Genomic DNA, 22727 nt, shown 5'->3' with positions numbered 1-22727 from the left:
GATCCCCCGGACGGCCGCCGCCCGGCGCCCCGTTGGGGCCCCGGCGGCGGCCGAGCCGTGTCAGCCCACGTCGAAGACGTTGGGCAGCCCGAGGCGGTAGCGGAAGCGGTCGTCGCGTTTGAACAGATCCAGCTCCGGGGCACTGTAGAGCGAGGCCACCGGGCAGCGCGGGGCGGCCGAACCGGCCCGGTCGAGCAGCGCGTTGGCGGCGAGGCGGCCCGAGGTGTTGGCGCCCTCCATCGTCGCCAGGTCGATGGGGACGGCCACGTAGTCGCCCGCCAGATAGAAGTTGGGGATCCTGGTGCCCGCCGAGGGGCGGTTGTGGAACGTGCCGACCGGGTGGATGAGCAGCTCGTCCTCGTTCCTCGGCTCGGGGGTGCCGATGCCGGAGACGCCCGGGTCCAGGAACCACGAGTGCAGCCTGCCGTCGCTGAGCACGGTCCTGCCGGTGTCGTTGACCGCGGCCTTCAGCTGCGCCCACACCTCGCGCGCGACCTCCTCGCGGGTGCACTGCTTGGCCGTCTTCCCGTACAGCATCCCGGGCTTGTCCCACTCGGAGATGTCCACCGAGAGGCAGTCCACCACCGTGCCGTCGCCGTAGTCGGTGCGGAAGTCGTGGTGCGGCCAGTGCTCGGCCTGGGCGATCGCGGTGAGCGACCAGGGGGAGTCGATGCAGTCGAAGTGGCCGTGCACCCCGTCGGGCCGCTCGGTCAGATAGAACTGGATGCCGGTCATCCAGTCGGTGCGCAGCTTGTCGCAGCGGGCCAGCTGCGGGTCGGCCGCGCGCATCGCGGCGCTCCAGGCGGGCCGGGCGTGCTCCACCGGGAGCGCGCAGACGTAGTGGTCGGCGCTCACCGTGCGGCGCACCCCGCCCAGGTCCTCGACCACCGCCCCCGTCACCTTCGTGCCGTCGTACGCGAACTCCCGCAGGGTCCAGCCCAGTTGGAACTCCACGCCGAGGGTGCGCAGATGGGCGGCCCAGGGGTCGATCCAGGCCTCGTTGGTGGGCGCGTTGAGGATGCGGTCGAGGGGGCCGTCCGCGCCCCGGCCGAGTGCGTTGAAGACGAACGCCTCCAGGAGCGAGCCCACCGTGCGGGTGCTGGCCTCCTCCGCCTTGGTCGCCACGATGTTGCGGGTGACGCCGACGGCGAGGATGCGCTGGTACTCGTAACTCATCTTGCCCGCCTTGGTGAACGTCCACCAGGGCGTGGCCTCCCACTGGTCGTTGCGGCGCTCGTCGCAGCTGGTCAGGAAGGTGACGAGGCGGTCGGCGAAGTACGCGACCTCGCGCGCGGGCAGCCGCTGGAAGGTGCCGAGCACCCCGGTGAGGGCGCGCCGCAGCGCGTCCAGGGTGAGCTGCCGCGGGGTGCCGGACCAGGGCAGCGGCAGACGCAGGTCCTCGTGGCCGGTCCGGGCGAACATCATCTCCTTGGGTGCGATCAGGTTGTCCCAGACGCCGTGCGCGTTGCCGGGGAAGGGGATCCGGCGCATCGTGTCCGGCAGGTTGTGGTAGATCCCGGGGATGAACCGGAAGCCGTGCTCGGCCGGGAGCGGGCCGCGGCCGCCCCGGGCGCTGTCCGGCACGTCCATGCTGCGCGCCTTGCCGCCGAGCGCCCGGCGCTCGTAGAGCGTGACGCGGAAGCCGCGTTCGGCCAGTTCGTGGGCGGCGGTCAGACCGGCGACCCCGCCGCCGAGCACCACCACCGACTGCCCGGCCGCCGGGGCGGCCCCCGGGCGTGCCGCGGCCGCGGCGGGGACCGCCGCGTCGAGCCCCAGGGCGGTGGCCGCGCCCGCCGCCGTCCCCGCGACGAACGTGCGCCTCGTACTGCCCGAAGTGCTGCCCGAACGCTCCATGGTGCCCCCTATTACCGGTGGTAACGGTCACGTCGGCGCAGGAGCATACGGATGCGGCGGTCAAGCCGGAAGAGGCAATCGAGCCCAGTGTTCCGTGGGTGCACGGCAGTTGCGGCCGCCACCGGCCGTGCCGTGCGCGGCCGGGTGGATGTGGTCAGATAGGGGCATGGCTCGACGCACTCCCCGCCCCGCCCGCCCCCAGCCCCCCAAGGACTGCCCCTGCGGGCTGCCCGCGCCGTACGCCGAGTGCTGCGGCCGCTACCACGCCGGGCAGGCGGCGCCCACCGCCGAAGCGCTGATGCGCTCCCGCTTCAGCGCCTTCGCGGTGCACGACGAGCCGTATCTGCTGCGCACCTGGCACCCCGACCACCGGCCCGCCGGCGTCGACTTCGACCCGGGGATGCGCTGGACCCGTCTGGAGATCCTGGACACCAAGGACGGCAGCGCCTTCCACACCACCGGCGAGGTCGCCTTCCGCGCCCACTACACCGAGGGCGGCGGCGAGGGCTCGCTGCACGAGCGGAGCCGCTTCGTCCGGCACGAGGGCGCCTGGGTGTATCTGGACGCGGTGTTCACGGGCTGAACCGGATCGGCGCTCTCGGCGTCCTTCCCCATGTATGCGGTCGTAATTGTCCGGATCAGGGGGAAAAATGTCCGACATCGCCGGGGACGAACTCGTCCCGTACACCGACCGGTTACCGATTCCCGAGGTGCTGCGGCCCGCGAAGGCCGATGTGCGCCGTGAGACCGAGATCGCCGTCCGCCCCACCTGGGTGCGGCTGCACAGCCAGCTGCCGCCCACCTTGATGTGGGGCTACAACGGCACGGTGCCCGGCCCCACCATCGAGGTGCGGCGCGGCCTGCGCGTGCGCATCGCCTGGACCAACCGGGTGCCGCGCGGCAGCGAGTACCCGGTCACCGCCGTCGAGGTGCCGCTGCGCCCGCAGGGCACCCCGCCCGCCACCACCGAGGCAGGCCGCGGGGGCGTCGGGGCCAGTGCGGACGTGGCCGCGCTGCCCGCCTGGACCGTCACACACCTGCACGGCGCCCAGACCGGCGGCGGCAACGACGGCTGGGCAGACAACGCGGTGGGGGAGGGCGACGCCCAGCTCTCCGAGTACCCGAACGACCACCAGGCCGTGCAGTGGTGGTACCACGACCACGCCATGAACATCACCCGGTTCAACGTGTACGCCGGGCTGGTCGGCACATATCTGGTGCGCGACGACGAGGAGGACGCCCTGCGACTGCCGTGCGGGGAGCGGGAGATGCCGCTGATCCTCGCCGACCGCAACCTCGACACCGACGAGGACGGGCGCCTCAACGGGCGGCTGCTGCACAAGACGATCGTCGTCGACCCGAAGAACGCCGAGACGGGCCGGCCGGTCTCGGCCCCCTTCACCGGCCCGTTCACCACGGTCAACGGGGTCATCTGGCCGTACCTCGACACCGACGCCGCCTGGTACCGCTTCCGGCTCGTCAACGCCTCCAACGCGCGCATCTACGACCTGGTGCTCCTCGACGAGGAGGACAACCCGGTGCCCGGCGTGCTCCACCAGATCGGCAGCGACGGCGGACTGCTGCCCGCCCCGGTGACGGTCGGCTTCGACGCGGCGCTGCCGGTGCTGACCGTGGCACCCGCCGAGCGCATGGACCTGCTCGTCGACTTCCGCGAGCTGGCCGGCCGCAGCCTGCGCCTGGTCAACAAGGGAGCGGGAAAGCCCGCAGGGGTGCCCGACCCGGTGAACAACGTCCGCTATCCCCAGGTGATGGAGTTCCGGGTACGCGAGTGCCCCGAGCCCGACGCCTTCGTCCTGCCGCAGGTGCTCTCCGGCTCCTTCCGGCGGTACGAGCACGCGCGGCTGCACCACGGCCACCGGCTGGTCGTGCTCACCCCGCCCGGCACCGTCGGGGGCGGCGGCCACCCGGAGATCTGGGAGATGGCCGAGGTCGCCGAAGGCCCGACCGGTCCGGCGGAGGGGGTGATCCGGCTCCAGGGCGCCGACGGCACGGTGAAGACGTACCGGCGGATCTCCCGCACCTTCAACGACGGCCTCGGGTTCACCGTCGCCGAGGGCACCTTCGAGCAGTGGAGCTTCCTCAACCTCGGCGGTCCGGTCCACCCGATGCACATCCACCTCGCCGACTTCCAGCTGATGGGCCGTGACGCGTACACCGTGGACGGCTTCGACGCGAAGCTGGGCGGCACCCGCGAGCCGGTGGCCTACGACGCGGGCCGGCCGGTCCCGCTCGCGCCCAACGAGCGCGGCTTGAAGGACGTCTTCCGGGTCCCGGCGGGGCAGCTGGTGCGGGTGCTCGGCCGCTTCGACGGGGCGTACGGGCGGTTCATGTACCACTGCCATCTGCTGGAGCACGAGGACATGGGCATGATGCGGCCGTTCGTGGTGGCTCCGCCGGAGGCGCTCACGTTCGACCACGCGGGCGGGCACGGCGGCCACGACGGCCACGGGGGACGTTCGGGCTGAGGCACGGGGGCTCCTCGGGTCGGGGTAGGGGCGCGGCCGGGTCAGGACCGGGTCGCACCCACCGTCTCGCGGTCGGCCGGGGGCAGACCGTTGGCCAGGTCCTCGGCGAGCAGCCGCTTGGCGATGGCGTCGGCGGCGGCCCGCAGCTCCGCGCTGCGCGGCCGGCCCCGGTCCCGCTCCAGCTGCTCGTTGAGCCAGTCCGACCAGGACGCGCTGATCGCGCCGACCTCGCGCCGCCCGCCCTCGGTGAGCGAGAAGTAGGTGCCCTCGCGGGTGAGGAACCCTTCGTCGACCATCCGCTGGAAGACCGGCACCAGCACCTCCGGCGGCACATGCCGACGGGCCGCGATCAGGCCGAGGCTCGCGTGCCCGACCATCCTGGTGAACAGCTCGACCTGCATCACCGCCCAGGCGCCCGCCATGTCGAGGCGGGAGTCGGAGCGGGTCACGATGTGGCGCGCGGTGTCGATGCCCGTACTGCGGACGATCTTGCCGACCGACAGCTCCAGGAGTTTCTGCGAGTCGCCGGTCGACGGCTGCGCGAAGCCCTCGCCCATGTCGGTCGAGGAGGAGCGGGCGGTGTCGCGCAGCTCGACCTGCTTGAGGAACAGCGCCACCACGAACCCGACGGCCGCCACCGGCACGGTCCACAGGAACACGGTGTGCAGCGAGTCCGCGTACGCCTGGACGATCGGCTCGGCCGTGGCCGAGGGCAGCGACTTGAGGCCCTCGGGGGACTGCGCGGCCCTCGCGAGCGCTGCCGGGTCCGCCCCGCCCGCCTTCGCCGCCGCCGCGATCCCGTCCGACAGGTTCGGCTTGAGGGTGTTGGTGTAGATGGTGCCGAAGACCGCGGTACCGAACGAGCTGCCCAGCGTACGGAAGAAGGTCACGCCCGATGTCGCGGTGCCGAGGTCGGCGTAGTCGACGGTGTTCTGCACGGCGATCGTCAGGACCTGCATGCACAGTCCGATGCCGAGGCCGAACACGAACATGTACAGCGACTCCAGCCAGGCGCCGCTGTCCGGTCCCATCAGCGAGAGCAGATAGAGCCCCACGCCCATCACCAGGGAGCCCACGATGGGGAAGATCCGGTACTGGCCGGTCTTGCTGACCACGTTGCCGCTGAAGATCGACGCGATCAGCAGCCCGACCACCATCGGCAGGGTGCGCACGCCCGAGACGGTCGCGGAGTCGCCGTCCACGTACTGGAGGTAGGTCGGCAGGAACGTCATCGCGCCCAGCATCGCGAAGCCCACGATGAAGCTGAGGACCGAGCAGACCGTGAAGACGGGGTTGCGGAACAGCCGCATCGGCAGCATCGGCTCGACGGCCCGGGTCTCCACCCAGCAGAACAGGGCCAGCGAGGCCACACCGCCCGCGAAGAGCGCGAGGATGGTGGGCGAGGTCCAGGCGTACTCGTTGCCGCCCCAGCTCGTCGCCAGGATCAGGGCGCTCGCCCCGGCCGCGACCAGGCCGATGCCGAGGTAGTCGATCACCGGCTTGGCGACCGACCGGATCGAGGGGATGTTGCGGGCGGCGGCGATGACCACCAGGACCGCGATGGGGACGTTCACATAGAACGCCCAGCGCCAGCTCAGATGGTCCGTGAACAGCCCGCCGAGCAGCGGCCCGATGACGGTGGACACGCCGAACACCGCGCCGATCGCGCCCTGGTACTTGCCGCGCTCGCGCAGCGGGATCACATCCGCGATCAGCGCCATCGCGGTGACCATCAGACCGCCCGCGCCGATGCCCTGGAGCGCCCGCCAGGCGATGAGCAGCGACATGTTGGTCGCGAGGCCGCACAGGAACGAGCCGGTGATGAAGACGACCGCCGAGACCTGGAAGACCACCTTGCGGCCGAAGAGGTCGCCGAACTTGCCGACCAGCGCGGTCGCGACGGTCTCCGCGAGCAGGTACGAGGTGACCACCCAGGACATGTGCGCGGCGCCGCCGAGGTCCGAGACGATCGTCGGCAGCGCGGTGCCCACGATCGTCTGGTCCAGCGCGGCCAGCAGCATCCCGAGCATGATCGTGCCGAAGACGATGTTCCGCCGGCGGACGTCCAGCACGGGCGGCGCGGTCGGTGCCGAAGGTGCGGTGTCGCTGGCAGTGGTCACACTGGCACCCTCACACCACCGCAGGTGGGGCGCATGCCCTGTAGGCCGTGCGGGTGAGCCCGCGGGCGGCCTCGCGGCGGTTCAGCCGGGCGGCGCCGCGCGGGCTCCGTCCGGCTCGCACGGGTACCGGCGCGCCCGTGCGCCGCAGCCCCGGCAGCGCCGGGACCGACGCGAGGAAGACCAGGGTGGTCGGGACGAAGGGCCAGGTGAAGGGACGGCTGGCGGCCGGGGGCAGAAGCGCGGGGGCGCGGGCCAGGCCGGGGCAAGAGGTGCGCTCCGGTCGGAACCTCCCACCCTCACCCGCCCGGCTCGGCGGATCCGGTGGGATTGATTTCTCGTTACGCGACGGTAGGTTGACGTCCCAGTAATTTCTCCGCACCACCCGCAAGTGCTCCGTACCACTCCGCCCTGAGCCGCGCAGAGGAGTCGACGCATGGGCGTACGGAAGGATCTGAGGACGGCCGTGCGCCGTGGTGGTCTCACCGGGCGCGCCCGGGCCCCTGAAGGCCAAGCGGCGGGCGGTGGCCGCCGCGTACGCCCACGAGATCGGGGAGCCGTACGGGCAGCGGTGACCGAGCAGGCGGGCGTGATCGCTTTCCGACTCCGACAGCCCGGCAGCGATTGCAATATGACGGCGCGTCAGATATGACGGAACGTCAGAGAAGGTGGGGAGCCCATGGGGAAGCCGGGACGGCCGATGAGGGCGCGGCGGGGCGCCAGGTCCTGTCGTCGGACTGGCGCCTGCCCCGCGACGCCTGGTAGGCGCGCTCGCCGCGTTGTCGGATCGCCCGAGTACGTCCAGCACACGGGCGATCCTCCGCCGTGCGATCGCACGCACCGGACGCCGCGGGGCCCGCCCTCCGGGCGGGCGGCGCCAGTTCGACGACAGGACCTAGGCGCCCTGGCAGGCGCTCCCCACGATCGGTAAGGTCGGCCCCGGCCGGGCGGCAGCCGGCCGCACCGCCCCGCAACGCACCACGCTCGCCCCGGTCCTCCCCGTCGGGCGGCGCCGTCGAGAGTCCCCGCCCCACCGTGCGACCCTGCGCCACCGCAAGTCCCGGCAGCGGTACGAGTCACGGCACCAGCGCAAGTCCCCGTATCAGCGCACCTCCGGCAGTGGTACGAGCTCCACCGGCGTCCCGGCGCCGCCGGACGGCCCGCCCCCCCGGCCGTCCGGCGGGCCCGCCGCCCCCGAGCCCCCGGCGCTCACCGCTGCCGTCACCCCCCTCGCAGCTCCATCGGTCTGATTCGGAGTGTTCATGACGCCCGTAGCGCCGAACCCTGAACTTGTCATCGGATTGAGCCCGTTAGGCCTGCCCGACCCGCGTCCGGTCGCCGCGGTCCGCCGGGCCGGCGGACTCGGAGTGCTGGATCTCGGGGCGGGCGACCGCCGCGCCAGGGAGGCGCTCGCACGCGTACGGAGCTGGACGGCGGGCGCGTTCGCCGTCCGGGTCGGGCCGTCCTGCGCGCTGACGCCAGAGGAGGTGGCCGAGGAGTGCGGCGGCGCCCTTCCGTCCGTGCTGCTGCTCGCCGCCGACGCGGACTGGAAAATCAGCCAACTGGCCGCCAAATGCCGGGTGTTGGCGGAAGTTGGAGACCGGGAGGAGGCTCGCCGGGCCGCGGCGGACGGCGCGTACGGGCTCGTGGCGCGCGGCAGCGAGTGCGGCGGCCGCAGTGGCGAGCTGAGCACGTTCGTCCTCCTCCAGGCGCTGCTCGCCGACCCGGCGTACGACCTGCCCGTGTGGGCCTGCGGGGGCATCGGTCCCCGTACGGCGGCGGCGGCCGTGGCCGGCGGCGCTGCCGGGGTCGTCCTCGACACCCAGCTGGCCCTGCTCGCCGAGTCCGGGATCGCGGACGAGGCGGCGGCCGCACTGCGCACGACGGACGGGTCCGGGACGAGCGTCGTCGGCGGCGTCCGGGCGCTGCGGAACGCGCGCACGGGCCTCCGACTCCCCGTCGGCCAGGACGGGTTCCTCGCCGCCCGGTTCGCCGAACGGTGGGGCACCGTGGCCGGTGCCGTGCGCGGGGTGCGCGAGGCCATTCTGGCCGCCGTGGGCGACCCGGCCGTGGCGCGGACCCTGGCGGCGGGCTCCACGATGGCGGACGCGCTCGGCACCCGTCTGCCGGTCGTGCAGGGCCCGATGACGCGGGTCAGCGACCGGGCGGGCTTCGCGGCGGCCGTGGCGCGCGAAGGGGCGCTGCCGATGCTGGCGCTCGCCCTGTCCGACGGCGAGCAGAGCCGCGCCCTCCTCGAACGGACCCGCGACGAACTGGGCGAACGGCCCTGGGGTGTGGGCATCCTCGGCTTCACGGACAGCCGGATCAGAGCGGAACAGCTGGCGGCCGTACGGGCGGTCCGGCCCACGCACGCGATCATCGCCGGGGGACGCCCCTCCCAGGCGGCCGACCTGGAGGCGGCCGGGATCAAGACGTTCCTGCACGTGCCGTCGGCCACGCTGCTCACCCAGTTCATTGACATGGGCATGCGTAGGTTTGTCTTCGAAGGCGCCGAATGCGGCGGACATGTCGGACCGCGCAACAGCTTTCCGCTCTGGGAAGCACAGCTGGCGGTGGTCGAGGAGTACGTGGCCCGCGCGCCCGGTACCGCGGGCGACTTCCAGGTGCTGCTCGCGGGCGGCATCCACGACGAGCGCTCCTCGGCCATGGCCGCCGCGCTCACCGCCCCGCTCGCCGCGCGCGGGGTCGCGGTCGGCGTCCTGATGGGCACCGCGTACCTCTTCACGGCCGAGGCGGTCGAATGCGGCGCGATCCAGCCGGTGTTCCAGCGCCAGGTGATCGCCGCCGGGGCCACCGCGCTCCTGGAGAGCGCCCCGGGCCACGCCACCCGCTGCGTCACCAGCCCGTACACCGCCGACTACGCGGCCGCCCGCGCGCGCCTGCACGCCGACGGCACCCCCGGCCGCCAGGCGTGGGAGGAGCTGGAGCGGCTGAACATCGGGCGGCTGCGGATCGCCAGCAAGGGAGTGGAGCGGGAGGGCGGCGAGCTGCGGCCCGTCTCCGAGCAACGCCAGCTGGACGCCGGGATGTTCATGGCCGGGGAGGTGGCCGTGCTGCGCTCGGCGGCCACGACCGTCGGCGCGCTGCACGACGCCGTGAGCCGGGGCGCCGCCGCCTTCGCCGGGCGGCGCGCGGCCGAGCTGGGCGAAGCCACCGGCACGGCCGAGGGCGTCGTCGAGGAGCCCGCCGCGCAGCCGCTCGACATCGCTGTCGTGGGCATGGCCTGCATGTTTCCGCAGGCCCCCGATCTGGCGACGTACTGGGCGAACGTCGTCGGCGGCGTCGACGCGGTCACCGAAGTCCCCGCCGACCGCTGGGACCCGGAGATCTACCACGACGCCACGGGGGAGCGCGCCGGTACGACCGCGTCGCGGTGGGGAGGCTTCCTGCCGCCGATCCCCTTCGACCCGTTCGCGTACGGCATCCCGCCCGCCTCGCTCGGCAGCATCGAACCCGTACAGCTGCTCGCCCTCGAAGCGGCCCGGCGGGCGCTGGAGGACGCCGGGTACGGCGACCGGCCCTTCGACCGCTCCCGTACGTCCGTGGTCTTCGGGGCCGAGTCCGGCAGCGACCTGTCCGGCGCGACCACCCTGCGCACGGTCCTGCCCGCCTATCTGGGGGAGATACCGGCCGCCGTCGAGGAGCAGTTGCCGACGCTCACCGAGGACTCCTTCCCCGGCATGCTCGCCAATGTCATCGCGGGCCGGATCGCCAACCGCCTCGACCTCGGCGGCGCCAACTACACGGTCGACGCGGCCTGCGCCTCCTCGCTCGCCGCGCTCGACGTGGCCTGCAAGGAACTTGCCTCCGGAACCAGCGAGTTGGTGCTCTGCGGCGGCGCCGATCTGCACAACGGGATCAACGACTACCTGCTGTTCTCGTCGGTGCGCGCCCTCTCCCCGACCGGTCGCTCCCGTACGTTCGACGCCTCCGCCGACGGCACCGTGCTCGGCGAGGGCGTGGCCTGCGTCGCGCTGAAGCGCCTGGCCGACGCCGAACGGGACGGCGACCGCGTCTACGCCGTGGTCAAGGGCATCGGCAGCGCCAGCGACGGCCGCTCCCTCGGGCTCACCGCGCCCCGGCCCGAGGGCCAGCGGGCCGCGCTGGAACGGGCGTACCGGGCGGCCGGGGTGTCGCCCGCCCGGGTCGGCCTGGTCGAGGCGCACGGCACCGGGACCGTGGTCGGCGACCGCACCGAACTGGCCACGCTGACCGCCGTGTTCACCGAGTCGGGCGCGGCGCCGGGCGGCTGCGCCCTCGGCTCGGTCAAGTCCCAGCTGGGCCACACCAAGTGCGCGGCGGGCCTGGCGGGCCTGATCAAGGCGGCGATGGCCCTGCACACCGGCATCACCCCGCCCACGCTCCACCTCAAGCAGCCGAACGCGGCCTGGGACGCCGCGACCAGCCCCTTCGCCTTCCACGCCGAGGCCCGGCCGTGGGCGGCACCGGTGGCCGAACGGATCGCCGGGGTCAGCGCGTTCGGCTTCGGCGGCACCAACTTCCACGCGGTGCTCCGCGCCCACGACGCGGACGCGCCACCGGCCCAGGGGTACGAGGCATGGCCCGCCGAACTGTTCCTGTTCCGGGGCGCCGACACGGCGGCGGCCGGACGGGAGGCGCGGTGGCTGCTGGGCGCGCTGGGTGAGCCGGGTGAGCCGGGCACGGGCCTGCGGCTGCGGGACGCGGCGCTGGTGGCGTCCCGGCGCGCCGAAACCCGCCCGGGACCGGTGCGGATCGCGGTCGTCGCGGAGAGCGTGGACGAGCTGCGCGGGCTCCTGCGGAAGGCGGGGGCCGGGGAGCGGGGGCGGGGGGTGTATCTGGCCGACGGGTCCGGGACGGACGGGCCCGAGTCGGGCGGCCTCTCCGGTGCGCCCGGGACGGACGCACTCGGGACGGACGCACTCGGGACGGACGCACTCGGGACGGACGGGCCCGGGACGGACGGGCCCGGGACGGACGGGCCCGGGACGGACGGGCCCGGGACGGACGGGCCCGGGACGGACGGGCCCGGGACGGACGGGTCCGAGTCGGGCGGCCTCTCCGGCGCACTGGGGACGGACGCACTCGGGACGGACGCGCCCGCGACGGACGAGCCCGGGGACAGCGCCCTCGGAGCCGACCCCAAGGTCGCCTTCCTCTTCCCCGGGCAGGGCAGCCAGCGGCCCGGCATGCTCGCCGAGCTCCTCGTCGCGTTCCCGGAGGCCGCGCAACTGGTGCGGCAGGGCGGGGCGTACGCCCATGCGCTCTATCCGCCGAAGGCCTTCGGCCCGGGTGCGGCCGACCGCCAGCAGGAGGCGCTGAAGGACACGCGGATGGCTCAACCAGCCCTGGGAATAGTCGGGCTGACGGCGAGTCACGTGTTGGAACGGGTAGGCGTAAGGCCCGACATGGCGGGCGGGCACTCCTACGGGGAACTCGTGGCCCTGGCGGCCGCCGGAGCCCTGACCCCGGACGCGCTGCTCGATCTGAGCGCCCGCCGGGCCGAGTCGATCCTGGATTCGCTCGGGGAGGACCACGGCGCCATGGCGGCGGTCACGGCCGCCCCCGCCGACGTGGAGCGCGTCCTCACCGAGGCGGGGCTGAGAGACCGGGTCGTCGCCGCCAACCGCAACGGCCCCCGGCAGACCATCGTCTCCGGCCCCACCGCCCTGGTGGACGAGGCGATGGACCACCTCCGGGGCGCGGGACACCACGTACGGCGCATCCCGGTCGCCTGCGCCTTCCACAGTCCGCTGGTCGCCGGTGCGGGCGAACGGTTCGCCCCGGTCCTGGCCCGGCACACGGTCAGGGCGCCGGAGTTCCCGGTCTGGGCCAACCGGACGGCCGCCGTCTATCCGGCCCGGCCCGATGGCGTACGCGCCGAACTGGCCGCGCAGATCGGATCCCCGGTGCGGTTCGCCGAGCAGGTCGAGGCGATGTACGCGGCGGGGGCGAGGGTCTTCGTCGAGGCGGGCCCCGGCACGGTGCTCACCGGCCTCGTCGGTCAGATCCTGGGCGACCGCCCGCACCTGGCGGTCGCCTGCGAGCCCCGCCCCGGCGCCGGGCTGCGCGGCCTGCTGGAGTCGCTGGCGCGGCTCGCGGTCGCGGGTGTGCCGGTACGCGCCGGGCGGCTCCTCCAGGGCCGGGGCGCGGTGACGGCGCGGCCGGAGCCGCCCGGCTGGACCGTGGACGGCCAACTGGTCCGCACCCGCTCCGGCGACCTGCTGCCCGGAGCCCTGCAACCGGCCCGACGGGTCAGTCTGGAGACGAGCACGGTGACGCGCGACAGCGATGCCCAGCATGACCTCATCGCCGACTTCCTGCGTACGACGCGCGAGCTGGTCGCGGCCCAACGGGACGTCCTGCTCACGCACTTGGGGGCGACGGGCGCGGCCGCCTCCCCGCCGCCGGTCCCTCCTCGTACGGAGGCCGCTCCGCAGGCCGTGCCCGCGGCCGTGTCCGAGGAGGCCCCGCCCGCCGAGGCCCCGCGCCCGGTCGTGGTGGACATCGAGCAGGCCGTGCTCACCGTCATCAGCGAACGCACCGGCTATCCGGCCGACATGATCGAACCCGATCTGGACCTCGAAGCGGATCTGAGCATCGACTCCATCAAGCGCACCGAGATCGTGGGTGAGCTGGCCCGCCACCTCGCGGGGACCCGTACCTTCGACGACGCGGAGATGGAGGAGCTGTCGCGGGCCAGGACGGTCGCCGCGATCACGGCGTGGATCACCGGGCACGAGACTCCGGCCGAGCCGAAGCCCATGCCCGAGCAGCCCGCGCTCGGCGAACCCGAACCGGTCCACGGCGTCGCCCCGCACCGCTTCCTCCTTGAAAAGACGCCCCTCGAACTGCCGCCCACCCCGCCGGACGCCTCTCTCCACGGCAGGCGCTTCGCCCTGCTCGGGGGCGGTGCCACCGCCGAGGAGCTCGCGGCCCGGCTGGTGGACAGGGGCGCGGAGGCTCTCTCGTACGACACCGACCGGCGGCTCGACCCGGCCGACGGCCCCCTCGACGGGGTCTTCCATCTGGGGGCCGTCGCCCCCGCGGCCCCGGCCGACGGCGGCGGGGCGCTGCTCCCCGGGGCCTTCGAGGTCTTCCGGGCCGCCCTGCGCCTCGGACCCCGGTGGCTGATCTGCGGCAGGACCGCGCCCGGCGCCGGAGAGGACGCGGGGGCGGGCCTGCACGGGCTGTTCCGGACCATCGGGCGGGAGTACGATGACGTCGCCTCCCGTGTCGTCGACCTCGACCCGGCGGCCCCGGCCGGGCAGCGGGCCGACTTCCTGCTGGCCGAGCTGTACGCCGAGGACCGCGCCCCCGTCGTCGTACGCACCGCCGCCGGGCGGTACGGGCACGCGCTCGTGGAGCGCGGCCTCGGCGCTCTGGCGCGGACCGGGGCCGGGCCCGCCGGGGACGGGGCCGCCGAAGCGGCGGCGCTCGGGCTCGACCGGGACTCCGTCGTCGTGCTCGCCGGCGGCGCGCGCGGGATCACCGCCGACTTCGCCCTGGCGCTCGCGGCGGCCTCCCACTGCCGGATCGAGCTCCTCGGCCGGACCCCGCTGCCCGCCGCACCCGAGGACCCGGAGCTCGCGGGCGCCGGCGACGCGGCCGCGCTGCGGGCGGTGTTCGCCGCCCGGGGCGACCTGGCCCCCGCCGCCATCGAGCGCGAGGTCAGGAACGTCCTCGCGGGCCGTGAAGTCGCCCACACCCTGGACCGGCTGGGGCGGCTCGGCAGCCCCGCCGCGTACCGCGTCGCCGACATGTGCGACGGCGGGGCCGTGGCCCAGGCGGTCAAGGAGATCCAGGCGGAGCAGGGGCGCATCGACGTGGTGGTGTACGCGGCGGGCGTGATCGAGGACCGGCTCATCGAGGAGAAGGACCCCGAGTCGTTCCGACGGGTGTACGCGACGAAGGTGGACGGCGCCCGCGCTCTGCTCGACGCCGCCTCCCAGCTCCCCCACGGCCCCCGGACGGCCGTGCTGTTCGGCAGCGTCTCCGCCGTACTCGGCAACCAGGGACAGTGCGACTACGCCGCCGCCAACGACGCGCTCGCGGGCCTGGGCGAGCGGTGGGCGCGGCGCACCGGGCGGCGGGCGCTGACCGTGCACTGGGGGCCGTGGGCGCCGTCCGCAGTGCACGGCGGCATGGTCACCCCGCACCTCGCCCGCGAGTACGCCCGGCGCGGTGTGGCCCTCATCGACCGCGAGGAGGGGGCGCTCGCCCTGCTGCGGGAGCTGGCCTGGGGCGACGAGTCGGCCACGTCCGTCGTCTACACGGCATCGGGCTGGTGAGATGGCCGACGACAGGCAAACCGTGGGGGAGCGTCAAGTCCCCGTCGCCATCGTCGGCATGGCCGTCCTGCTGCCCGGCGCCAAGGACCTGGACGCGTACTGGCGCAACCTCGTCGACGGTGTGGACGCCGTACGGGAGGTGCCCGAGGGGCGTTGGGACCCGGTCTACTACCGGCCCGGCGACCCCGGCGGCGCCGCCGACCGGATCTACTGCCGGCGCGGCGGCTTCGTGGACGGCCTCGCCGAGATCGACGCCGCCCGCTTCGGCATCATGCCGAGCTCGGTCGCGGGCACCGAGCCCGACCAGCTCATCGCGCTCTCGGTCGCGGCCCGGGCGATCGCGGACGCGGGCGGCGAGGAGCGGCTGCCCGAGCGCGGCCGGGTCGGGGTGGTCCTGGGCCGGGGCGGCTACCTCAACCCGGGCCTCGTCCGACTCGACCAACGGGTGCGCACGGCACACCAGTTGACGCACACCCTGGGCGAGCTGCTGCCCCACCTCGCCCCGGACCAGCTCGACCGGGTACGGGCCGCCTTCACCGAGACGCTGGGGCCCGAGCACCCGGAGTCGGCCATCGGGCTCGTCCCCAACCTGGCGGCGTCCCGCATCGCCAACCGCCTGGACCTGCGGGGCCCGGCGTACACGGTGGACGCGGCCTGCGCGTCCTCGCTGATCGCGGTCGACCAGGCGATCGGCGAACTGGCCTCGGGCCGCTGCGACCTGATGCTCGCGGGCGGCGTCCACCACTGCCACGACATCACGCTGTGGAGCGTCTTCGCCCAGCTGCGCGCCCTCTCGCCGAGCCAGCGCAGCCGCCCCTTCCACGCGGCGGCCGACGGCATCCTCATCGGCGAGGGCACCGGTGTCGTCGCCCTCAAGCGCCTCGCGGACGCCGAACGCGACGGCGACCGTGTGTACGCGGTGATCCGTGGCACCGGCGTCGCGGGCGACGGCCGCGCCGCCGCTCTGATGAACCCCGACCCGGGCGGCCAGACCCGAGCGGTCCGGCAGGCCTGGCGAGCGGCGGGCCTCGACCCGCGCGGCCCCGGCTCCCTCGGCCTCCTCGAAGCGCACGGCACCGGCACCCCGGCGGGCGACGCGGCCGAACTGGCCACACTGGCCGAGGTGTTCGGGCCTGGCGCGGACGGCGCGCCCGCGCCCGTCATCGGCTCGGTGAAGTCGATGATCGGCCACTGCATGCCCGCGGCGGGCGTCGCCGGACTGGTGAAGGCGGCCCTCGCCGTGCACCACGCGACCCTGCTGCCGACCCTGCACTGCGACGATCCGCACCCCGCCCTCGCCCGCACCCGGTTCCGCCCGGCGGCGGTCGCCCGCCCGTGGGAGGGGCCGCTGCGCCGGGCCGCCGTCAACGCGTTCGGGTTCGGCGGGATCAACGCCCATGTGGTCCTTGAGCAGGCACCGGGAGCCGTGCCCGCCCCACGCCGGGCGGCCGTGCGCGAACCGGAGCGGGTGCTGCGCCTGACGGCCGCCACGGCGGAGGACCTGGCGCGGCTCCTGGACGCGGACGACGCGACGGTACGGGAGCGGGGCGCCGCCCCGTGTCCGCAGGACACCCCGGACATCCCCGCCGCCCGGCTCGGCATCGTCGATCCGATCGCCAAGCGGCTGGCGCTCGCCCGTCGTGCGGTGGCCCAGGGCCGCTCGTGGCGCGGCCGCAGCGACGTGTGGTTCGCCCCGCGTCCGCTGCTGGGGAAGGCGGGCGGGGGCAAGGTGGCGTTCGTCTTCCCCGGTCTGGAGGCCGAGTTCGCGCCCCGGGTGGACGAGGTGGCCGAGCACTACGGGCTGCGGCTGCCGGGCCGTGCGTACACCGAGGCGACCGACGTCGCCCGGCACGGGCTCGGCGTCCTCCGCGTCGGCCGGGTCCTCGACGAGGCCCTGCGCGCGCTCGGCGTCCGGCCCGACGGGGTCGCCGGACACAGCGTCGGGGAGTGGACGGCGATGATCGCGGGCGGCATGTTCGCGGCCGGCAAGGCCGATGACTTCTTCGCCTCCTTCGACCCCGACTCGCTCCGGGTGCCGGGCCTGGCGTTCGCGGCGATCGGCGCCCCGGCGGCCCGGGTGACCGAGGCGCTCACCGACTGGCCCGATCTCGTCCTCTCGCACGACAACTCGCCCGGCCAGTCGATGGTGTGCGGCCCGGAGCAGCCGGTCGAGGAGTTCGCGGCGAAGCTCCGGGCCGAGCGCGTGATCTGCCAGGTGCTCCCGTTCCGCTCCGGCTTCCACACGCCGATGCTCGCCCCGTATCTGGGCCCCATGAAGAGGGGCGTGGACGCGGCGGAGATCCTTCCGCAGCGCGTCCCTGTCTGGTCCGGCACCACGGCGGCGCCGTTCCCGGCCGACCCCGGCGAGGTCCGCGCCCTGTTCGTCCGCCACCTCCTGGAGCCGGTACGGTTCCGGCCGCTCGTCGACGCCATGTACGCGGCGGGCTTCCGGGCCTTCGTCCAGGTGGGCACGGGCCGACTGACCTCGCTGATCGACGACACCCTCAAGACCCGCGACCACCTCACGCTGTCCGCCAACTCGCCCCGGCGCGGCGGCCTCGCGCAGTTGCTGCGGGTGGAGACGGGGCTGTGGGCGGAGGGGTACGCGCTCTCACCCGCCCGGCCGGACGGGCCGCGCTCCTCCGCCGCCCCGATCCCCCTCGACCTCGGAGCCGCGCTGGTCCCCCTCGACCCCCACCGCCTGGACGAGTTACGTGCCGAGCTGAGCCCCCGTACCGGGGGAAGGGCCGAACACCCGGGATCCACAGGCATGTTGGGAGACACGCTCACCCGCCGCCACCCCGTCGCCGCCGAGCTCGACGCGCTGATGCGGGAGACGGCGGACAGCGTGAAGGCCGTACTGGAGGCGGCGACGGCCCCGCCGAGGCCGACCACCGGCACACCGGCCGCACCGCAGAGAGCGCCCGCACCTGAAACGGCCGCCCCGCCCCCTGAGCACCGCACTCAACTCCGCGTCTCCACCGCCGACATGCCCTACCTCCTCGACCACTGCTTCTTCCCGCAGCGGCCCGGCTGGCCCGATCCCGCCGACCGGCATCCGGTCGTCCCCGCCACCACCGTCCTGCACCATCTGATGGCCGCCGCCGAACGGGCCGTGCCCGGGCAGCGGGCCGTCGCCGTCCATGACGTGCGGCTGGAGAAGTGGGTCAACGCCATCCCGGCCGTGGACGTGACGATCACCGCCCGGCCGGACGGTCCCGGACGGTGGGCCGTCGCGTTCGGGCCGTACGCCCGCGCGAGCGTCCACCTGGCCCCCGCCTACCCGGCCCCGCCGCCCGCGCCACCGCTGGACGCGGCCGACGAGCGCCCGCCCGGCATCGCGGCGGCCCAGCTGTACGAGGACCGGTGGATGTTCCACGGACCCGCCTTCCAGGGCGTCACCGCGCTGCGAGGGCTCGGGCCCGGCCACGTCCGGGGCACGATCACCACGCCGTCCGCGCCGGGCGCGCTCCTCGACAACGTGGGCCAACTCCTCGGCTACTGGCTGATGTCGACCCACCCCACCCGGACGGTGATCTTCCCCGTCGCCCTGGCGGCGGCCCGCTTCTTCGGGCCGCCCCCGCCCAGCGGGACCCCCGTCGACTGCCACGCCGTCATCACCTCGCTCACCGAGGACACCCTCCTCGCCGACGTCCGGCTCACCCTGCCCGACGGGACGGTGTGGGCGGAGCTCACCGGCTGGCGCGACCGCCGGTTCTCCGGGCTCGACGCACGCAGGTCCGGCGGCTATCCGGAACACCTCGCCCTCGCCGAGGCCCAGCCCGGCGGCTGGTGCCTGCTGCGGGACGTGTGGCCTGACCTGGCCTCCCGCGACCTGCTGATGCGCATGCAGCTGGGCCGGGCCGAGCGCGAGGCGTACGAGACGAAGCCGCCGCGCGGCCGTCGGCAGTGGCTGCTCGGCCGGATCGCAGCCAAGGACGCGGTACGGCGGTGGCTGTGGGAGCGCGGCGAGGGCGCGGTGTTTCCGGCCGAGATCGAGATCGTGAACGAGGAGTCGGGGCGGCCCCGTGCCGTGGGGGTGCACGGCCGTACGCTCCCGGCGCTCGACCTGTCCCTCGCCCACCGGGGCGACCTCGCGGTCGCACTCGTACGCCCGGCCGGGCCCGGCCCGTATCCGTACGACACCGGTGTCGGCATCGACGTCGAAGAGATCACGGACCGCACCCCCGAGACCCGCCGCGTCGCCCTCGGCCCCCGCGAACTCGTCCTCCTGGACCGGCTCGTCACCGGGACCGGGGAGTCCGAGGCCCTGTGGTTCACCCGGTTCTGGGCGGCCAAGGAGGCCGCCGCCAAGGCGGAGGGCACCGGGTTCGGCGGGCGGCCGCACGCCTTCGAAGTGACCGGTGCGGCCCCCGGCTCCCTCACCGTCACCGTCGACGGCCGCCGCCACCACGTCCATTGCACGCTCGTCGACCCCACCCATGTCGTGGCCTGGACCACGTCTGCGACGACCCTCAAGGAGAACACCCAGTGACCACCAGCGAACGGCTGCCCGGCCCCGTCCCGCTCGCCCCGCCGGACGAGGAGCAGGTCCTGGCCGAGATCGCCGGGCTGATCGTGGAGGTGCTCGGGGACTACGCCCCCGACCCCGCCGACATCCGCCCCGACACCCTGTTCGGAGACGACCTGGAGCTGGAGAGCATCGACCTCGTGATGCTCTCCGGGCATCTGGAGGAGCGGTACGGCGAGCGGGTCAACTTCGCCGAGTTCGTCGCCGGTCTGGAGATCGACGCGATCATCGCGCTCACCGTGGGACAGCTCGTCGCGCACGTGGTGCGGTGCCTGGGCGGGACTCCCGGACCAGGAGCCGTCCGATGGTGATGATCCGCGCCAACGGGCTCGGGCTGCACGTCCAGCGGCTGGCCCCCAGGGGCCGGCGCCCGCACGGAACGGCCGTGTTCATCCACGGCGCCTTCATCGACAGCCTCGCCAGCTACTACTTCACCCTCGGCCCGGTCTTCGCCGCCGCCGGATACGAAGCCGTCATGTACGACCTGCGCGGGCACGGCCGCAGCGAACGCCCGCCGTCCGGCTACACGCTGGAGGACTTCGCCGCCGACCTGGACGCGCTGCTCGACGAGCTGGACATCGACGCGCCGGTCCACCTCGTCGGCAACTCCTTCGGCGGCACGGTCGCCCTCGACTACGTGGTGCACCGGCCCGAGCGCGTCGCCACCGTCACCGTGATCGAGTCCGGTCCCGCCAGCCGGACCTGGTCGGACACCATGTCGGCGGCGCTGCGGCACGCCGGGGGCATGGCGGAGGACGACGCGCTGCTGTGGTTCACCGAGCAGTACGGCACGCTCTCCTCGACCCGTACCGGCGACACCCGCCACGACGCCCACATCCGCCGGCTCGGCCAGGCGGCGGGGCGGCTGGTGCGGTCCACCACCATCGCCGAGGACATTCCCGGCGGCCGGGTCCTCACCGACCAGCAGCTCGGCCGGGTGCGCTGCCCGGTGCTGCTGATCAACGGCCAGGAGGGCCTGGTGGCCGCCGAGGCCGCCCGGCTGCGGTCGCTGCTGCCGCGCTGCCGGGTCGCGGTGGTGCCGGGGCAGAAGCACTCGGTCCTCGTCGAGGCGTCCGACGCCGTCGGGGAGCTGGCCCTGAGCTGGATCCGCGACCACCCCCTGCCCGAGCACACCGCCGCGGCCGGGCCGAGCGAACCGGGCCCGGCCCGGTGAGCCGCTTCCTGTTCGTGGTGCCGCCGCTGACCGGCCACATCAACCCGGCCGCCGCCGTCGCCGCCGAGCTGACCGCCCGGGGCCACGAGGTGGCGTGGGCGGGCCGCCCGGAGGTCGTGGGGCGGCTTGTGGGGGAGCGGCCCCGGGTGTACGAGTGCGCCGGGCCGGACGGCATCGGCGGACGGCCGCCCGACCTGCGCGGAGTGGCGGCGCTGAAGTTCCTGTGGGCCGGCTTCCTCGGCCCGCTCGCCGGGGCGATGGCGCCCGGGGTGGCGGCGGCGGTCGCCGCGTTCCGGCCGGACGTGGTGGTGGCCGACCAGCAGACCGTGGCGGGCGCCCTGGTGGCGGAGCGGCTCGGCGTGCCCTTCGCGACCTCGTCGACCACATCGGCCGAACTCACCGACAGCATGGCCGGAATGCCGGGCGTGCACAGCTGGCTCACCGGGCTGCTCGGCGAGCTGAGGCAGCGCATCGGCGATCCGGCCGCCACCCACGACCCGCGCTTCTCCCCGGCTCTCACCCTCGCCTTCACCACCCCGGAGCTGACCGGCCCGTACACCACACCTCAGACGGATCTGCGCTTCGTCGGGCCGGCGCTGGCCGCCCGGCGCTCCGCCTCCGGGGACTTCCCCTGGCAGTGGCTGGACCTGGCGCCGGGGACGGCGGCGGTCCTGATCACGCTGGGGACGGCCAACACGGATGCGGGCGGCCGCTTCCTCACCGAGAGCGTCGCGGCGGTCCGCGCCCGCACCGGCCGGCTGCGGGCGGTGGTCTGCGACCCCGGAGGGCTGCTCGGGGCGATGCCGCCCGGCCCCGATGTGCTGATCAGGACGGAGCTGCCGCAAGTCGCCCTGCTTGAGCGGATGTCGGCGGTCGTCTGCCACGCGGGGCACAACACCGTCACCGAGGCGCTGTGGCACGGGGTGCCGCTGGTGGTCGCGCCGATCCGGGACGACCAGCCGGTCGTGGCGGCCCAAGTGGTGGGCGCCGGGGCCGGGTTGAGGGTGAAGTTCGCGCGGGCGGGGCGCGAGCAGATCGGCGCGGCCCTGGACGCGGTGGTGACCGAGCCCGGCTACCGGGACGCGGCCCGACGCGTCCGGGACGCGTTCCGCGCCGCCGGCGGCGAGTCGGCCGCCGCCACGCACCTCGAAAAGCTCGCCGCCGCGGCACCCGTCGCAGGACACCCCCGACAGAGCCCGACCGAGAGGGACGCACATGCCCGACAGTGAACGGATCGCCGACCTCCGCCCGTCGTACCAGGACGAGCTGGCCCGTGGCACGGGCCGCTTCTTCCTGCCGGCGCGCACCGACTGCCCGTGGTGCCTGGGCACGGACCTGCGCCGCAAGTTCCGCACCACGGACCTCATCCAGGGCAAACCCGGCGAGTTCGTCCTCGACCAGTGCCGCGGTTGCGGTCACATCTTCCAGAACCCGCGGCTGAGCCAGGAGGGCCTGGACTTCTACTACCGGGACTTCTACGACGGCCTCGGCGCCGAGACCACCGCGAAGATGTTCGAGGGCAACGGCAGCAAGAAGCGGTTCCGCCGCAGCGCCCGGGCGCTGCGGCGCGTCGCCCTGCCCGGCCGGTGGCTGGACGTCGGCACCTCGCTCGGCCACTTCTGCGCCACCGCCAAAGAAGTGCTGCCCGACACCGGGTTCGACGGTCTCGACATGGGCGAGGGTGTCGAACTCGCGGCCAAGGAGGGCCGGATCGAGGAGGCCTACCGGGGCCTTTTCGTGGACGTCGCCGACGAGATGGCGGGCCGCTACGACGCGGTCAGCATGTTCCACTACCTGGAGCACACCCTCGACCCGCACCGCGAACTCGCCGCCGCGCATACGGCGTTGGCCCCCGGCGGCCATCTGCTGATCGAGGTCCCCGATCCCGAGTCGCTGTCGGGGCGGCTGCTCGGCCGGCTCTGGCTGCCCTGGTTCCAGCCCCAGCACCTGAACCTCGTCCCGATGGGCAATCTGTGCCGGCGGCTGCGCGACCTCGGCTTCACCGTCGTGGTGGCCGAGCGGCGCGACGCCCACATCCCCGCCGACCTGGTGTGCGCCACCTGGTTCCTCTTCGACCGGCTGCTGCCGCGCGACGACGCGCCCTGGCGGGCCCGCCGCCCCGGCCGCGCCGCACGGGCCGTCCGGTTCGCGCTGGTGTGGGCGGCCGTGCCGGTGCTGATCGCGGTGTACGGACTCGACCAGCTGCTCAACCCGCTGGTGCGGCGGACCCGGTTCTCCAACGCGTACCGGGTGATCGCCCGCCGCGACGGGTGA

Annotated in this window: 10 protein-coding genes; 8 read left to right on the top strand and 2 right to left on the bottom strand. The window is 74.4% G+C overall.

The features are described 5' to 3' along the window. Positions 1–60: 60 nt before the first annotated feature. A complete protein-coding gene (locus ACFWA7_RS15820; RefSeq protein WP_385823410.1) occupies positions 61–1854 on the bottom strand; it encodes an FAD-dependent oxidoreductase in 1794 nt (597 codons plus the stop codon). Between the two features lie 166 nt (positions 1855–2020). On the opposite strand from ACFWA7_RS15820, the gene ACFWA7_RS15815 reads away from it, so the two are divergent. Next, positions 2021–2437: a YchJ family protein gene (locus tag ACFWA7_RS15815; RefSeq protein ID WP_385533417.1), complete on the top strand. Its 417-nt coding sequence runs from the start codon at positions 2021–2023 to the stop codon at positions 2435–2437. Between the two features lie 67 nt (positions 2438–2504). Continuing rightward, entirely contained in the window at positions 2505–4340 is a 1836-nt protein-coding gene (gene phsA / locus ACFWA7_RS15810; protein WP_385823408.1) for an O-aminophenol oxidase PhsA, read from the top strand. Between the two features lie 41 nt (positions 4341–4381). Here phsA and ACFWA7_RS15805 read toward each other — a convergent pair whose 3' ends face one another. Beyond that, the gene (locus ACFWA7_RS15805; RefSeq protein ID WP_385533422.1) at positions 4382–6460 is read right to left on the bottom strand and encodes an MDR family MFS transporter; all 2079 of its coding nucleotides are present in this window, start codon (positions 6458–6460) and stop codon (positions 4382–4384) included. Between the two features lie 1259 nt (positions 6461–7719). Here ACFWA7_RS15805 and ACFWA7_RS15800 point away from each other — a divergent pair. From ACFWA7_RS15800 to ACFWA7_RS15775, 6 genes are read left to right on the top strand one after another with little or no spacing between them, the layout of a single operon-like run. After that, positions 7720–14748, top strand: a complete 7029-nt coding sequence (locus ACFWA7_RS15800; protein ID WP_385823406.1) for an SDR family NAD(P)-dependent oxidoreductase — start codon at positions 7720–7722, stop codon at positions 14746–14748. A gap of 1 nt (position 14749) precedes the next feature. Then, positions 14750–19243, top strand: coding sequence for a beta-ketoacyl synthase N-terminal-like domain-containing protein (locus tag ACFWA7_RS15795; protein ID WP_385823404.1), 4494 nt, complete (start codon positions 14750–14752; stop codon positions 19241–19243). Beyond that, positions 19240–19590, top strand: coding sequence for an acyl carrier protein (locus ACFWA7_RS15790; RefSeq protein ID WP_385533431.1), 351 nt, complete (start codon positions 19240–19242; stop codon positions 19588–19590). The genes ACFWA7_RS15795 and ACFWA7_RS15790 overlap by 4 nt, the downstream gene beginning before the upstream one ends. Continuing rightward, entirely contained in the window at positions 19584–20453 is an 870-nt protein-coding gene (locus ACFWA7_RS15785; RefSeq protein WP_385823402.1) for an alpha/beta fold hydrolase, read from the top strand. Before ACFWA7_RS15790 ends, ACFWA7_RS15785 begins: the two co-directional genes overlap by 7 nt. Further along, positions 20450–21682, top strand: coding sequence for a glycosyltransferase (locus ACFWA7_RS15780; RefSeq protein ID WP_385823400.1), 1233 nt, complete (start codon positions 20450–20452; stop codon positions 21680–21682). Before ACFWA7_RS15785 ends, ACFWA7_RS15780 begins: the two co-directional genes overlap by 4 nt. After that, positions 21669–22727 (top strand): class I SAM-dependent methyltransferase, encoded by a 1059-nt coding sequence (locus tag ACFWA7_RS15775; protein WP_385533438.1) that lies wholly within the window; start codon positions 21669–21671, stop codon positions 22725–22727. Before ACFWA7_RS15780 ends, ACFWA7_RS15775 begins: the two co-directional genes overlap by 14 nt.

Origin of the sequence: Streptomyces sp. NPDC059994 (genome assembly GCF_042737755.1) — a bacterium.
Taxonomy (GTDB): domain Bacteria; phylum Actinomycetota; class Actinomycetes; order Streptomycetales; family Streptomycetaceae; genus Streptomyces.
The sequence above is the reverse complement of the archived record's forward strand: the minus strand, read 5'-3'. Positions and strand labels throughout refer to the sequence as shown.

Bases quoted from the DNA above. Each gene is read 5' to 3' on its own strand.
- ACFWA7_RS15820 (WP_385823410.1), bottom strand. From the start codon at position 1,854: ATGGAGCGTTCGGGCAGCACTTCGGGCAGTACGAGGCGCACGTTCGTC.
- ACFWA7_RS15815 (WP_385533417.1), top strand. From the start codon at position 2,021: ATGGCTCGACGCACTCCCCGCCCCGCCCGCCCCCAGCCCCCCAAGGAC.
- phsA (WP_385823408.1), top strand. From the start codon at position 2,505: ATGTCCGACATCGCCGGGGACGAACTCGTCCCGTACACCGACCGGTTA.
- ACFWA7_RS15800 (WP_385823406.1), top strand. From the start codon at position 7,720: ATGACGCCCGTAGCGCCGAACCCTGAACTTGTCATCGGATTGAGCCCG.
- ACFWA7_RS15795 (WP_385823404.1), top strand. From the start codon at position 14,750: ATGGCCGACGACAGGCAAACCGTGGGGGAGCGTCAAGTCCCCGTCGCC.
- ACFWA7_RS15785 (WP_385823402.1), top strand. From the start codon at position 19,584: ATGGTGATGATCCGCGCCAACGGGCTCGGGCTGCACGTCCAGCGGCTG.
- ACFWA7_RS15775 (WP_385533438.1), top strand. From the start codon at position 21,669: ATGCCCGACAGTGAACGGATCGCCGACCTCCGCCCGTCGTACCAGGAC.